At 34.0% G+C, this 15,588-nt stretch carries 12 protein-coding genes; 2 read left to right on the top strand and 10 right to left on the bottom strand.

Features of this window, described 5'->3' with window-relative positions; genetic code table 11:
- Positions 1-2: 2 nt before the first annotated feature.
- The 3 genes from M0M44_RS03215 to pyrH form a co-directional block, all read right to left on the bottom strand.
- Positions 3-2,498, bottom strand: a complete 2,496-nt coding sequence (locus M0M44_RS03215; RefSeq protein ID WP_248728478.1) for a DUF5686 family protein — start codon at positions 2,496-2,498, stop codon at positions 3-5.
- 119 nt (positions 2,499-2,617) lie between these two features.
- A complete protein-coding gene (gene frr, locus M0M44_RS03210) occupies positions 2,618-3,181 on the bottom strand; it encodes a ribosome recycling factor (RefSeq protein ID WP_095928306.1) in 564 nt (187 codons plus the stop codon).
- A gap of 167 nt (positions 3,182-3,348) precedes the next feature.
- Positions 3,349-4,056 (bottom strand): UMP kinase, encoded by a 708-nt coding sequence (gene pyrH, locus M0M44_RS03205; protein ID WP_008465141.1) that lies wholly within the window; start codon positions 4,054-4,056, stop codon positions 3,349-3,351.
- Positions 4,057-4,250: 194 nt separating this feature from the next.
- On the opposite strand from pyrH, the gene M0M44_RS03200 reads away from it, so the two are divergent.
- Positions 4,251-4,868, top strand: a complete 618-nt coding sequence (locus M0M44_RS03200; protein ID WP_248728477.1) for a thioredoxin family protein — start codon at positions 4,251-4,253, stop codon at positions 4,866-4,868.
- 333 nt (positions 4,869-5,201) lie between these two features.
- Here the strand turns inward: M0M44_RS03200 and truB are convergent, their stop codons facing one another.
- The 7 genes from truB to M0M44_RS03165 form a co-directional block, all read right to left on the bottom strand.
- Positions 5,202-5,891 carry a tRNA pseudouridine(55) synthase TruB gene (truB, locus tag M0M44_RS03195; protein WP_248728476.1) on the bottom strand — a complete coding sequence of 230 codons (690 nt, stop codon included), beginning with the start codon at positions 5,889-5,891 and terminating at the stop codon, positions 5,202-5,204.
- Complete coding sequence (locus M0M44_RS03190) at positions 5,891-6,688, bottom strand: undecaprenyl-diphosphate phosphatase (RefSeq protein ID WP_248728475.1); 798 nt, start codon at positions 6,686-6,688, stop codon at positions 5,891-5,893. The genes truB and M0M44_RS03190 overlap by 1 nt, the downstream gene beginning before the upstream one ends.
- Positions 6,689-6,798: 110 nt before the next feature.
- Positions 6,799-7,056: a DUF3098 domain-containing protein gene (locus tag M0M44_RS03185; RefSeq protein WP_248728474.1), complete on the bottom strand. Its 258-nt coding sequence runs from the start codon at positions 7,054-7,056 to the stop codon at positions 6,799-6,801.
- An 82-nt stretch (positions 7,057-7,138) separates the two neighbouring features.
- Positions 7,139-8,014 carry a cell division protein FtsX gene (locus tag M0M44_RS03180; protein WP_248728473.1) on the bottom strand — a complete coding sequence of 292 codons (876 nt, stop codon included), beginning with the start codon at positions 8,012-8,014 and terminating at the stop codon, positions 7,139-7,141.
- A gap of 508 nt (positions 8,015-8,522) precedes the next feature.
- Entirely contained in the window at positions 8,523-9,113 is a 591-nt protein-coding gene (locus M0M44_RS03175) for a molybdopterin-dependent oxidoreductase (protein ID WP_248728472.1), read from the bottom strand.
- Positions 9,114-9,125: 12 nt separating this feature from the next.
- Positions 9,126-11,681 carry a TonB-dependent receptor gene (locus tag M0M44_RS03170; RefSeq protein ID WP_248728471.1) on the bottom strand — a complete coding sequence of 852 codons (2,556 nt, stop codon included), beginning with the start codon at positions 11,679-11,681 and terminating at the stop codon, positions 9,126-9,128.
- A 161-nt stretch (positions 11,682-11,842) separates the two neighbouring features.
- Complete coding sequence (locus M0M44_RS03165; protein WP_248728470.1) at positions 11,843-12,190, bottom strand: winged helix-turn-helix domain-containing protein; 348 nt, start codon at positions 12,188-12,190, stop codon at positions 11,843-11,845.
- A gap of 270 nt (positions 12,191-12,460) precedes the next feature.
- Here M0M44_RS03165 and leuS point away from each other — a divergent pair, with 270 nt between their 5' ends.
- A complete protein-coding gene (leuS, locus tag M0M44_RS03160; RefSeq protein WP_248728469.1) occupies positions 12,461-15,325 on the top strand; it encodes a leucine--tRNA ligase in 2,865 nt (954 codons plus the stop codon).
- The last annotated feature ends 263 nt before the right edge of the window (positions 15,326-15,588 follow it).

Raw genomic sequence — 15,588 nt, 5'->3', positions numbered from 1 at the left:
CTTTAGAGTCCCAGATCAAGAACATAAGAAATCTTAACCGCGATATTGTCCTCAAACTTCAATAACTGATTTGGGCCATATCTATAGAATCCGCCTAAACCAAAACCTTTAAAAATTCTGTTCAATTCGATTCCTGATTCAAAGTAACCTTTATCCAAAGTTTTATAATCTGGCCCAACATGCTGTTCTGGATTTTCCATACTTCCCCAGGCCATTCTGGTAACTAAAACCAATGATGGGCGAACTTTTTTCATGATTCTAATTCGGTCAAAACCATGTTTAATTTGAAACATTAAATATTGACTCGAGAAGAATTCGTTAAAATACATGGTTTCAAAAGCATTTCTTCCGGCAAAAGTAATACGCTGAACAACAGTTTCCTTCGTTAAGTTATTTGGAGAGGTGTTGTATAAATGCGTAATAGGAACATCTCCCATTGCATAACCAGCCTGTAAAAGTAAACTTGTTTTCTGGCGGTTTAAATACTGTTTTTCGTATTCGGCTTTAAAATCTATTTTGCTAAAAGTGAAATCATTATCAAAAACATTTGGTAACGACTGTGTGTATTGAAAAGTAAATCTCGGAAACTTTTTATCACTTTCGGTTCTTCCTGTTGGAGTCTGCATATAATTGCTGAAAGGTGCCCACACAATAGAAAGCATTGCTGTGGTCATAATATAATTAGAATACAATTTCCCGTTTAGATTAAAAAGATAATCAAATTTTGGCTCGATATAATTTCGCGAAAGCTCTAAAACAGCTTCGGTTTTCGGAATAAATTTGGTTTGAACATTGGCACGCCATCCTATATACTCATAGAATGTACTAATGTTTATCGGGCGCGGATCGTAAATTTTAAAAACGCGTTTATCAACAGAAAAAACGGTACTCGCAATTTCTCGTACATCATCGGTATAATAACCATTAAACCAAGTATTGGTGTATTTGTCTAATAAAACTCCACCTCCAACACTGTATTTAAAAACACCATCTTTTGTTCCGTACGCGGTGTAGCCTTCTAGACGGAAGTTTTTAGACAAACGATCGTTTGTAATTCCGCCTACTCCAATACGAAAACCTTCGTAATTGTTATAACTTATGATTTTTTTCAAATCTAAATCGACAGGGCCAATCGGGTAGAAGCCATTAATGATTTTTCGACCAATTCCTAAGCGTTTTTCGATTCGATTTCGAATGGAAAGACTATCTAGCAGCAAATAGGTTTTTTGGCTTTTTAAATCGATATTTTCCTTTCGGTAGGCTTCCCAGAAACTTTCGGGTTTTTTGGCCGCATCGTCTTTAATTTCGATATAAAGCGAAGGGTTTTTTATTGGAGTTCCAGTGTTGACACGAATGTCAAAACTATTGCTTTCAGAAAGGAGATAGGTGAAATCTGAAGCCACTTTTTTTCTGGGTTCAAAATTCTCTTCAACATCTCCGTCAAATTGAATCGTACCGCCCAAAATTCGAATATCATCATCGTTCTTACCTTTTACAATTTTAAAAGTGGTATTGCTTTGAAACCATATTTTCTCTTTCGGAATATATTCAAATTCGTGAATCCCACTGATATCCAAAACACCCTTAATACGCATTACAGCTTTCGCGACAGCAAAATTTTCTTTGTCGATATATAAAACCCCTTCTAATCCAGAGGTTCTGTGTTTTGATTTATTTTTAAAATAAATCATATACGCATCACGACCTTTAATGCTAACAGTATCTAAGAGTTTATAATTGTAGTTGGAAGGCGCATTTTTCGAAATCGGATTTTCATATTTGGTTTCAAATAATTCGTACTTAGAATCGTAAATCGAAATAGATTGAAGGTTGAAAGCCAAGACTTCATAAATAGGTTGTTTGAAACCTGCGATTTTAGTTCCCAAAACGGTTTCTTTTAACTTGTGGTCTCCAAACTGATATTGAGAAACTTTCTCGGTCTGAAATAAATGCTGTTTGCTTACAATTTCTTTAAACTTATAATCGGAAGAATCGATGTTGATGATTTTTTTGTTTAAATCTTTATATGCTGCAGTAGTGTCAATACGGCCGTCTATCGAATCTGGATTGGCGGTTACAATAAGTTTGTTATAGGTTTTATATTCAAAATTATTGAGTTTTTTCTGCGGATCATTTGTGGCTTTATTGGCAATAACTTTTCTAATTATGGTAAGTGCCGGGTTTTCATTCGAAACAACAACTTCTTTTAGGTCATCTGTCTGCTGTGAAAGTGCTATCGAATAAAAGGTTTTGTTATTGATTAATGCAATAGTCTTAGTTTGGAAACCTACATAAGAAATGGTAAGCGATGTGGTCGAACTGCTAATTTTAAAAATAAATTTTCCATCAACATCTGTAATGGCGTTATTGCTTTCTGAGGTGGTAAGGGTGGCAAACGGAAGAGGTTTGTTGTTTGAATCGGTTACGATTCCGTTTATTTGAATTTGCGCTTGAAGAGTAAGCGTAAAAAACAAAGTCAAAAAACAAAATAGCTTCATACAGAATGATATAGTTTCAAAAACGAAAAGAATTTAATTTTCGTATGCAAAAATAGCAATAAAAAAATCCGTCTGGTACAATAAACCAAACGGATTTTTTATTTTATCTCAATCTCAGGTTACACCTTCATGATTTCAGCTTCTTTTGCAGCCAATAACTCATCAATTTTTTTGATGTAAGAGTTTGTTAGGTTCTGAACTTCTTCTTCTGCAGATTTGCAGATGTCTTCAGAAGTTCCTTCTTTTTCTAATTTTTTAATGTCAGTATTAGCATCTTTACGAGAGTTACGAATACCAATTTTAGCATCTTCAGCTTCAGATTTAGCTTGCTTTGCTAAATCGCGACGACGCTCTTCTGTTAGTGGCGGTACGCTAATTATGATCATATCTCCATTGTTCATTGGGTTAAAACCAATGTTAGCAATCAAGATTGCTTTTTCAATTGCTTGCAGCATATTTTTTTCAAATGGCTGTAATGTAATTGTTCTAGCGTCTGGAACACTAATTTTAGATACTTGAGAAAGCGGAGTTGCAGATCCGTAATAATCAACAAAAACACCTCCAAGCATAGCTGGAGAAGCTTTCCCTGCACGAATATTAAGAAATTCTTTCTCTAAGTGTGCAATAGTACCATTCATTGATTCCTCAGTACTTTCTAAAATAAAGTCTATTTCTTCAGTCATTTTTTTAGATTTTTAGATTTTTAGAAGATTAGATTTTTAGACTTTAAAAATGGTTTCTTCTAGTTTACTAACTAATATTATTTTGTTTTTTTAAATGGTCTTAATCGTTGTCAAGAATTTAGAAAGCCTTTCTATCTCGAAACTTCGGGACTAACAATCTAAGCAGTCTAGATATTAACTACAGTTCCAATGTTTTCGCCTTCGCAGATTTTTAACAAGTTTCCAATTTTGTTCATATCAAAAACAACGATTGGCAGTTTGTTTTCTTGGCTTAATGTAAATGCAGTTGTGTCCATTACATTTAATCCTTTTTTGATTACATCATCAAATGAGATAAAATCAAATTTAACAGCAGAAGCATTTTTTTCTGGATCAGAGTCATAAACACCATCAACACGAGTACCTTTAAGGATAACATCAGCATTGATTTCGATACCTCTTAAAACAGCAGCTGTATCAGTTGTAAAATATGGATTTCCAGTTCCAGCTCCAAAAATTACAATTCTGCCTTTTTCTAGGTGACGATCAGCTCTTCTTTTAATATATGGTTCTGCAATAGATTCCATTTTCAGAGCGGTCTGCAGACGCGTTTTCATTCCTTTATCTTCAAGAGCGCCCTGCAAAGCCATTCCGTTAATAACAGTTGCAAGCATTCCCATGTAATCTCCTTGCACTCTGTCCATTCCTGAGCTTGCTCCGGCAACGCCTCTAAAAATATTTCCTCCTCCAATAACAATAGCAATTTCTACTCCTTTGTCGTGAATCTGCTTGATTTCATCTGCATATTCGCCTAATCTTTTCGGGTCAATACCGTATTGTAAATCACCCATTAAGGCCTCGCCGCTAAGTTTAAGAAGAATTCTTTTATATTTCATGTGTGTGTTGCGTTAATTTGTGCAAATATAGACATATTCTGATTTTTAGAAATAATGTTTGCAAAAAATTAATTCGTACTACAATTTTAGTCTTTAAAAGGCTTTATACTTAATTTAATTCAAATGTGATAAATGTCATTTTCCACGTCTTGTTAAATTTTGTATTTTTATTGTATCCTAAAAATGAAACCAATATGAAAAGCATCGTAGCCAAAGCATTATTCAATAGTCATTCTTATGCAGAATACAGAAAAATAGTAACTGATTTATTGACCGAAGGAAAATCAACGGGAAATGAACAATCTGAAAGTCTTACCAATTATTCTAAATTGAATGAAGCCAGAATGAATAGGCTAGAAAAAACGATAACCGTTTCAGAATCTGTTGCAGATAAACTTCAAAACTTAGACAATCATTATATATGGCTAGTGCTTTCTGAAGGTTGGTGCGGAGATGCAGCGCAAATTCTTCCGATCTTAAATAAAATGGCTTTGGCTTCTAATAAAAGAATCGATTTGAGAATTGCACTTCGTGATGAAAATGACGATTTGATGAGCCATTATTTGACCAATGGCGGAAGAGCAATCCCTAAAGTAATCGTTATTTGTAAAGAAGCCGGAATTGTGCGTGCCGATTGGGGGCCAAGACCAAAAGGAGCAACCGAATTAATGGCCAAGCATAAAAGAGAAGTTGGTGCTATTGACGAAAAAATAAAAACAGATCTGCAATTATGGTATTTGGCAGATAAAGGAATTTCAGTTCAGGAAGAATTGGTTGAAATTATGGAAAATATTAAATACAATAGACTTTAATCGGATTAATCTGTTGATAAACAGGTGATTTGTTAATAAAGTTGTCTTAAAGTCTTTTAGACTTCAATAGAATTTTGTAACTTAGTAAAACTAATCCCACATCTATTATAGCTTTCAGATTTACTCTTTTTATTGGTGTTATTTAATGTTTAACAATTAAAAAATACACTATTATGAAAAAGTTATTCGAAAGATTTTATGATTTCTTTTCTAAATTTCTATTTGGAGGGAAGAATGTGCCTCACTATTAATTGAAATAAGTATGCAATAAAATTACTTGTTTTAGAAGCTTGGCACATTACTTTCAAATGGTAATGTGCTTTTTTTTTGAGATTATTTGATGCTCTCTTCAAACAAAGTAATATCAATCGCATTTTTTACATCATAATCGCCAATTTTAGTTCGGCGCAAAACAGTTAAATGCGAACCGGAATTCATCGCTTTTCCAAAATCATACGCTAAGGAACGAATGTAAGTTCCTTTAGAGCAAACTACTCTAAAATCTATTTCAGGCAATTCGATTCTGGTGATTTCAAATTCGTGAATAGTAGTTTTTCTGCTTTCAATTTCAATAGATTCTCCAGCACGAGCGTGTTCATACAAGCGAACTCCGTCTTTTTTAATGGCTGAAAAGATAGGCGGTTTCTGATCGATTTCGCCTAAAAATTGTTTTACCGTTTCATGAATTAAAGCTTCATCGATATGATCAGTTGGAAATGTCTGATCTATTTCGGTTTCTAAATCATAAGATGGAGTAGTGGCGCCTATATAAAACGTACCCGTATATTCTTTTGCCTGACCTTGAAGTTCTGAAATTCTTTTAGTGAATTTTCCTGTGCAGATTAATAAAAGTCCAGTTGCCAAAGGATCTAAAGTTCCTGCGTGGCCAATTTTGAACTTTTTTGGAAGCCCAACTTTATTAATTAAAAGGTATTTTAATTTATTGACAGCTTGAAATGAACTCCATTTTAAAGGTTTATCTATCAATAAAACCTGTCCTTCTAAATATTCTTCAGGTGTCATTATATAATGGTAAGCGGATGAATAAAAAAGTGAATCAATAATAAAATGATTCCGGCAATAATTCGGTAGTAACCAAAAACTTTGAATCCGTTTTTAGTCAAAAATCCGATGAAAGTTTTAATTGCTAAAAGTGCTACAGCAAAAGCAACAATATTCCCAATAACCAACATGTTTACTTGATCGTGAGATAATTCAAAACCAGCTTTATAGTAATCGTAGCATTTTTTTGCAGTTGCACCCAACATAGTAGGAACGGCTAAGAAAAATGAAAATTCTGCAGCTGTAGTTCTTGATAATTTTTGAGACATTCCTCCAACGATACTAGCTCCGCTTCGAGAAACTCCAGGAATCATAGCGATACATTGAAATAATCCAATTTTGAAAGCTTGTAAATAACTGATTTCTTGAGAGGTTTCAGCTGTATTTGGATTGTTAAACCATTCGTCAACTTTCAATAAAATAATTCCTCCGATTAAAAGTGAAATTGCGACAGTTACAGGGTTTTCTAATAAGTCATCAATAAAATCGCTTAATAATAATCCTAAAACAACTGCTGGAATAAAAGCAACAAGAAGCTTAAAGTAAAAATCAAAAGTTTGAAAGAAACGTTTGAAGTATAAAATAACAACAGAAAGTATTGCGCCAAGCTGAATTACAATAGTAAAAAGTTTAGTGAAATCGTCATGAGCGATTCCAAAAAAAGAAGAGGCAATAATCATGTGACCTGTAGAAGAAACAGGCAAAAACTCTGTAATTCCTTCAATAATGGCAAGAACAATAGCTTGTAATGTGTTCATTTAAATTAGATTTTTAGATTTTTAGTCCCGAAGCTTCGGGATAGACATCTTAGATTTTTTCAGATAAGATTAATCTAATAATCTAAAAGGTCTAAGAAGTCTAATAAAGTCTATTTAGATTTTTTGAATATAGAATAAATCGTGATTCCGAAACCGATTAAAACAGTTGTCGGTGCTAAACGAATACGTCTAAAGTTGAAAATATCTTCGTTAAAAACATTAGGATCTTTACTTCCTCCGCCAGACATTAAAATAAATCCTAGCGCTATTACAGCAATACCAATTAATAAAATTTTATAATTGATGCTGTCAAAAAGGAATTCCTGTTTTTGAACTTGTTGTTCTTCTATATTATTGTTGTTTTTCATTTTTATGTATTTGTCAGCCTGAGCGAAGTCAAAGGCAATTTTTTAAATCTAAAATCTGCAATATAAAATCTGCAATCAAAAATTAATAAAGATCGTCAGTTCTTAAATTCAAGAAACGTTGTGTTGCGAAATGCGTGCTAACCCAAGTAATTAAAACTCCTAATCCGAAAACAGCAACTAAAACTAAACCGGTTAAGGCTTTGTCTTCTAGAATCCCTAAACCAGGGAAATTAGTATCTACATAAAGTAAAAGCGCGATTAAAGCAATAATAGCCAAACCTGCACCCAACATTCCAAGTTTTACGCTTCGCATTACAAATGGTTTACGGATAAACGCTTTTGTCGCTCCAACCATTTGCATGGTTTTGATAATAAAACGATTTGAATGTATAGATAAACGTAATGAACTATTGATTAATAATACCGCAATCACAGTCAAGAAACCGCTGATGATCAAAATCCACATACTTACTTTTCTGATATTATCATTTACCAGATTTACCAATTGTTTGTCGTAAACAATATCTGAGATCATTGCATTTTTACGAAAGTTACTTTCAATCTTAACAATACTGTCTCTTTCTACGTAATCGGCTTTTAAGTGAATATCGTATGAATTCAATAAAGGATTTTCTCCCAAAAAGGTTAAGAAATCTTCTCCGATAATATCAGTATGTTCTTTCGCCGCTTTTTCTTTGGTTACATAAACAAAAGATCTCGCAAAAGGTGCTCTTTTAAGTTCGGTGTTAAATGCTTTGATAACACTGTCGTTAGCTTCATTTTTGAAGAAAACCGTCATGGCGATTTTTTCTTTAAAATCGTCTGCCAGCTGTTTAGAATTAATAATGAATAATCCTAGTACTCCTAAAAGGAATAAAACCAAGAATACACTTAATACTACCGAAAAATAAGAGGAAATTAACCTGCGCTTTTGAAATTTATCAAAGTTAGAACTCATAGTTTGCTTAAATTATGTGGTAAAAATAATAAAGAATTTCTTTATTTAAAGTTAATAACAAACTTTTATCCTTAAAAGTACATTTAAATCTTGAATAAAAGTTTATTTAATACCAAAGTGCGCAAGGTTTTATGTAAAGTTTCCAAACAAAGCTTATTTAATCTCGCAAAGTCGCAGAGTCGCAAAGTAAAAATTATAGCCACAGATTAAGGGATTAAATGATTTTTTAAAATCTGTGTAAATCCTTTAATCTGTGGCAAAAAATAAACTTTGAGTTTTGTACGTATGGTATTTTAAATGTAGTCCGTGGTTTCAACCACGGGTACACAATCGTGGCACGCAGAATATGCAAATAAGTTTCCCGTGGTTGAAACCACAGGCTATGTTTGACAAGAAATTAAAAATATATGCTGCAATTTTAAAAATTGATTGAAGAAAAACTTTGCGACTTTACGACTTTGCGAGCAAAAAAACTTAGCAACTTAGTATCTCAGAATCTTAGCATCTTTTATTCAACCTTATAAACCTCGATACTTTTTAACCAATAAACGTGTCTTGGTCCAGTTCTAGTATCATTTTGGCAAATCGCAATCATCTCTCCGTTTTTAACTGGTTTTCCATTTTCTTCAAAAAGGATATAAGCATTTTCTCCAGTTGGATTATTGAAAAGTTCTGCCCACGAAAAAGTGGCCTTATAATTGTCTGAAGCTCGTGCTACGATGTAGAAGTTTCGGTCTTTATGATCTTGCTGCTTGATTTTGGCTTTTTCGAGAATATCTTTTAAAAGAACGCCTTTACAAGCTTTAATTTCTCTTTTTACTTCTCCATTTTTTCCAGTAATTTTAAAATTGTCAATCGTAACAACTTTCATTTTTCTTAATGAATCAACTGTCAATCGAAGCGGAAATTCAACCTCGCCTTTTACTTCAATTTGATGATTGACTAATTTCAAGCTGTCTTCTGCCGTAAGAGTTTCATGTTCATGTTTTTTAGTTTCAGAAGTTTTTTCAGTTGAAATTTTTTCTTCTTTTTTAGAAGAATTGCACATTGAGCATGAAAATGCAATTAAAAGAATGAGAATGTAATTTTTAGTTTTCATAAAAGTTGTGTTTTAGATTTTACCTATTTCCCAAACCAATGACAAATAATACAATCCGCCAATTGACGGTCCGCCGAGAATTGAAGTGTAGGGTTTGTTAAGAATATTTGTTCCACCTAGTTTAGCTGAAATTCCTTTTTTGAAAGCATAATTTACCTGTGCATCCATCGACCAATAAGCAGGAACGGTCCCGCTGACTAAAAAAGAAACATAATCAAAATTGTTTTGATAACGTGCTGTAACACTTGCCCCGAGATTTTTCCAGATATTCTGTGCCATCAAAGTTCCGTTAACGTTGAATTCTGGAGTATTAAAACCATCTTCAAGTCCATCTTTATCATCAGTTCTATCGAGTTTGGTGTAAGTAAGATTAGTTAGAGCGGTAAATGTTTTATCAAATTGATATTTCAAACCTAAACTTCCGCCGTAGTTATAAATTTTACTTTTAGAATTGGTCCATAAACGATAACGGTTTTGGGTGTTTTTAGAATACAAAGCAGTCGGAATAAGGTTTTGATCGGTAGTATTTGGAATGCTGGCTTCGACTTGAGCAATGAAATTTTTATAAGAGTTATAATAAAAATCGGCATCGATAAAAAGGTTTCTGTTTAAAGCCAATCCTCTAAAACCGACTTCAAATGATTTTACAAATTCAGGTTCTAAATACGTATACGGATTTTTCTGAATCGTGTTTTTGTTTTTTTCGATCGCCTGCGCTTGAGTCAAACCATTTGTGTTGACATCGGTATTTACCTCTGCCTGAAATTTATCAATTGAAGCTTTTGTATATGAATTTTCGAAAATACCGTCAGACATAATTCGCAATCCGCCAACACGTTTTACACCGCCTGAATTTACATTTGAAAATCCTTCAAAAATACTCGGAAAACGATAACCGTTTTGGTAGGAAGCTCTAAAATTGATGGTTTCCTTTGGAGAATAAACGGCTGTAAACTGAGGCGTAAATTTCGCATCAAAATAATCCGCTTTGTCCATTCTGACGGTTGCGCCTAAACGTAATTTGTCTGAGAAAAAATCTTTTGTGATTTGTGTGAAAGCACCAGTTTTTTGATACGTCAGATTTTCGTCAGCATGAACTGGATTGATGAAATAATTTCCGTCGGGAACAATAATGTAATTTCTATAATCGACACCGTTCAAAAGTTTTGTATCAATTTTTTCGAAAAAGGAAACAAAGGCTTTATCCCAATTAATCAATCCTTCGCCATGAACCAAAGTCGATTTTACTCTCAGAGCTGCACCAATATCCCAATTGTTAATATCGATCAATTCTTTTTTCTTCTCTTCGTAAGCTTCGGTTCCTGGTAAATATCGACCTGCATCAGATTGCGTTCTGGCAATTCTATGTGCGTCGGCAACGCTTGCTCCGCCTGCAACAGCATTTTTATAAGCTGTGCTGTAATCTGCAAACCATTTATCATCCGATTTATAAGCGCGGTCCATATTTTCGGCAAGCGAACGCATATTATATGAATCGCCAGTATTCTCGGTTGTTGCGTAGGCTTTTGCTTGGAAAATAGGCGTGTGATAATCGGCCGAAAATTGATTTAAAGTATAATTGTCCAATCGAAATCGGTTGGAACGCTGGTAAATGGTATTGATAAGAGCAGTTTTGTAAGTAACGGAAAGTTCGTGATCTTTCTTTGGTCGAAAATACAATCCGAAATCAGCTTTGTAATTTTTGATTCCATAATCTGAAATGTCAGTTTCGCGATAACCTGTCCTAGCAACAACATAATTTTTGCCGTTTAAATTCAGTGTTTTTCGATTTGCCGATTCATTTCCGTAACCATTTACTTCATCATAAGCTGGATTATCTGCGCCAAATAAACCAGTAGAAGCATTTGCATTTGGAGCCAAATCTGTTCTGTCATCGGCAACCCAATCTGTTCCTCCCGTAGTGGAAGCATTTATTTTAAGGGCCAATTTTTCATTGAAAGCTTTGGCAAGTCTTAAATTAAACTGTGAATATACTTTCGGTGAAAACCGATCAATATTCCCGACATGATTTATTCCAGTCAATTGCTGAACACCGATTCCCTGATAGTCAAAAGGATTTTTGGTCTGAATATTGGCCAAACCGTTAATGGCATTCATTCCATACAAAGCAGCTGCAGTTCCCGGAATAATTTCGATTTTATCAATATCCAAATCATTGGCTCCTAAAGCGTTTGCAATTGGAGCGCCCAAATGCGGAGCCTGATTATCGATTCCGTCTACTAATTGGGCAAATCTTACATTGGTTGAATTGGCAAAACCTCTTGTATTGATGACTTTAAAACCCAAACTTGGCGTGATAATCTGGACACCTTTTACATTTTCGAGTGCTTCATAAATACTTGGCGACCCCATCTTTCTGGCTTCCGCCGATTTTAATTGCTCAATACTAATTGGAGAATGCATTAATTTTTCAGAACGACGAGAGGCAGTAATAACAATTTCATTCAGTTCTTCTTTTTTAATGCTGTCTTGTGTTTTCGTATTTTGGACTTGGGAAAAACTTTTTAGGCTTATAAAAACAAAGAATAAATACAATTTTTGATTCATGGTTTTTGGCTGCTAAACTCAGTATGTTTTAAAATGAATACTGATGGTTAAAAAAAATGATTTTGGTTTAGTCGGTTATTTTTTTAACACATAAAAAATGAGTGAAACGCCTTTTTTTAAAGTAATTAGAGCTATGATTCTATGTGTTTAAATGTTTATTTTTAAAATTTGAGATTCTGAGTTTCTTTTTGAGCAAAATCTTTAATACGTTTTTCAACTTCATAAAAAACAGTAATGGCTCTTTCTCCAGCATCGGTTAATCGTGCACCTCCTCCGCCTTTTCCGCCGAGAAGTTTTTCTACTAATGGTTTTTCTGCTCGCTGATTCATTTCTTCAACCAATTGCCAAGCCTGACGATACGCCATTTTCATTTCTTTAGCAGCATTGGTAATGGATCCCGTTTTCTTGATATTTTCAAGAAGCCAGATTTTTCCAATTCCAAGAAATGCACCTTCAGTTTCTTCAATCCAAACACGGACTTCAATCGAATATTTTTTGTTGCTGCTCATTTAATTATTGCTTATTTGTAAAAATAGCTATTTTCTGTAAATTGATTCTCTCATTATGCTGAAAGTTAATCTAAAAACAATTTAAAACTACGTATTGGTATTGTAAACATAAGTATTTTTACTTAATATAAAATACGTAATTTGTTATTTTATTTGTTTGTCAATGAAATAGCTTTGGTACAAACCACAATAAATGTAAATTTGCGGCTAATAATTAATTTAGTGAAAAGCCTTAGAACCTTAGTAACTTAGAATCTTAGTCACTTAGAAATGAAGTACAATCCAAACGAAATTGAAGCCAAATGGCAAAAATATTGGGCAGAAAATCAAACTTTTGCAGCAAAGAACAACTCTGAAAAACCGAAACATTATGTTCTCGATATGTTTCCTTACCCGTCTGGAGCAGGATTACACGTTGGGCATCCGCTGGGTTATATAGCTTCAGATGTGTATTCTCGTTTCAAAAGACATCAAGGTTTCAATGTTTTGCATCCAATGGGTTACGATAGTTTCGGATTGCCAGCAGAACAATATGCGATTCAGACAGGACAGCGTCCTGAAGATACAACACGCGTAAATATTGATGGTGGAGTAGACAAAGAAGGAAAACAGATTGCAGGATACAGAAAACAATTAGATAAAATAGGATTCTCATTTGATTGGGCGCGTGAAGTGCGTACATCAAATCCTGATTATTATAAACATACACAATGGATTTTTATCCAATTGTTCAATTCTTGGTATTGCAGAAAACAAGGGCAGGCTTTTGATATTTCAGAATTAGTAACCGTTTTTGAAGAAAGCGGAAATGCATTGGTTGAGGCAGTTTGCGATGACAACGTAGCAATTTTTACTGCCGACGAATGGAATTCTTATTCTGAAGATCAAAAAGAAAAAATCTTGTTGCAATACAGAATGACGTATTTGGCCGAAACCGAAGTAAACTGGTGTCCAGGCTTAGGAACTGTTTTGGCAAATGATGAAATTGTAAACGGAGTTTCAGAACGCGGAGGCTTTCCTGTTATAAGAAAAAAAATGACACAATGGAGTATGCGAATTTCTGCTTATGCCGAACGCTTGCTTCAAGGTTTAAATGATATTGATTGGAGTGAGTCTATAAAAGAGAGCCAACGTAACTGGATCGGGAAATCGGTAGGTGCTTTGGTGACTTTTAATGTGAAAGATCATAAAGAAGTTATAGAAGTTTTTACAACAAGACCTGATACTATTTTTGGAGTTACTTTTATGACTTTGGCTCCAGAACATGATTTGGTAGCTAAAATTACAACTCCAGAGCAAAAAGAAGCAGTTGAAGCGTATATCGAAAAAACGGCAAAACGTTCAGAGCGTGAGCGTATGGCCGATGTAAAAACGATTTCTGGAGTGTTTACAGGAGCTTATGCTGAACATCCATTTACAAAAGAACCAATTCCGGTTTGGATTGGGGATTATGTTTTGGCTGGTTACGGAACAGGTGCTGTAATGGCGGTTCCTTGCGGAGACGAAAGAGATTACGCTTTTGCTAATTTCTTTAAAGGACAAAACGGAATGCCTGAAATTAAAAATATCTTTGCGAATGTTGATATTTCTGAAGCGGCTTACGGTTCTAAAGACAATGTTGAAATCGCAAATTCTGATTTCTTAAACGGGTTAAATTATAAAGAGGCAACTCAAAAAGCAATTGCAGAATTAGAAAAAATTAGTCAAGGAACTGGTAAAACAAATTACCGTTTGCGTGATGCTGTTTTCTCTCGTCAGCGTTATTGGGGTGAACCTTTCCCAGTTTATTATGTTAATGGTCTTCCAAAAATGATTGATGCACAGCATTTGCCAATTATTTTACCGGAAGTAGAAAAATATTTACCTACAGAAGACGGATTGCCTCCATTAGGAAACGCAGCTGTTTGGGCTTGGGATACAAAACAAAATAAAGTTGTTAATACAGATTTAGTTGACAATGTTTCAATTTTTCCTTTGGAGTTAAATACAATGCCAGGATGGGCAGGAAGTTCATGGTACTGGATGCGTTATATGGATGCGCATAACGAAAATGAATTTGCAAGTAAAGAAGCATTGGCTTATTGGGAAAATGTAGATTTATACATTGGTGGAAGTGAGCACGCAACAGGTCACTTATTGTATTCTCGTTTCTGGAACAAATTCTTAAAAGACAAAGGTTTTGCTCCGACTGAAGAACCATTCAAAAAACTGATCAATCAGGGAATGATTTTGGGAACTACAGCTTATGTTTACAGATTGGAAGGAACAAATACTTTTGTATCTAAAAATAAAATCGAAGGTCAAAATGTACAGCCAATTCGCGTTGATGTTCATTTTGTTAATTCTTCTGATGAATTGAATATTGAAAAGTTCAAAGCTTGGAGAGAAGATTTCAATACAGCTGAATTTATTTTTGACGAAAACGGAAAATACATTGTTGGTCGCGAAGTTGAAAAAATGTCGAAATCCTACTATAATGTTGTAACGCCAGATGATATTTGTGCAGAATATGGAGCTGATACATTGCGTTTGTACGAAATGTTTTTAGGTCCATTAGAACAAGCAAAACCTTGGAATACCGCTGGAATTTCTGGAGTTTTTGGTTTCTTAAAAAAATTATGGAGATTGTATTTTGATGATAATGGTTTAATTGTAAACAACGATGAACCAACAAAAGACAATTTGAAATCATTGCATAAAACAATCAAAAAAGTAGCAGATGATATCGAGAATTTCTCTTTCAATACTTCTGTTTCTCAGTTTATGATTTGTGTAAACGAATTGTCTTCTCAAAACTGTCATTCAAGAGCAATTTTAGAGCCATTAGCGATTTTAGTTTCGCCTTATGCTCCGCATATCGCAGAAGAATTATGGTCGCAGTTAGGACATACAACTTCAATTTCAGAAGTTGCTTTTCCAGCTTTTGATGCAAAACATTTAGTAGAGACTAACAAAGAATATCCGGTTTCTTTCAACGGAAAAATGCGTTTCACTATCGAATTGCCTTTGGATTTAACCAAAGAACAAATCGAAGAAATCGTAATGAAAGACGAAAGAACTCAAAAACACTTAGAAGGAAGAACTCCAAATAAAGTGATTATTGTTCCTGGGAAAATAATTAATCTAGTCGGTTAATTATTTTTAAAATTCCAATATTAAAAATTCCAAATTCCAATTTTACGATTGGGGTTTGGGATTTTTTTTATGCTTGTTTTTTTTGCCACGAATTAACGAATTTCCACAAATTTCACCCAAAATACGCATAGTTTGTCATTTCGACGAAGGAGAAATCACACTAGAAACTCCGCATAGAAAATCGCCAATCTTTGTCGAGCTATATGTGTGATTTCTCCTTCGTCGAAATGACAAGATTGTGGAAAAAACTTTGCGACCTTGTG

The sequence above is a fragment of the Flavobacterium humidisoli genome (assembly GCF_023272795.1).
In the GTDB taxonomy this organism is placed as follows: Bacteria; Bacteroidota; Bacteroidia; order Flavobacteriales; family Flavobacteriaceae; genus Flavobacterium; species Flavobacterium humidisoli.
This window is presented reverse-complemented; position numbering and strand designations above follow the sequence as displayed.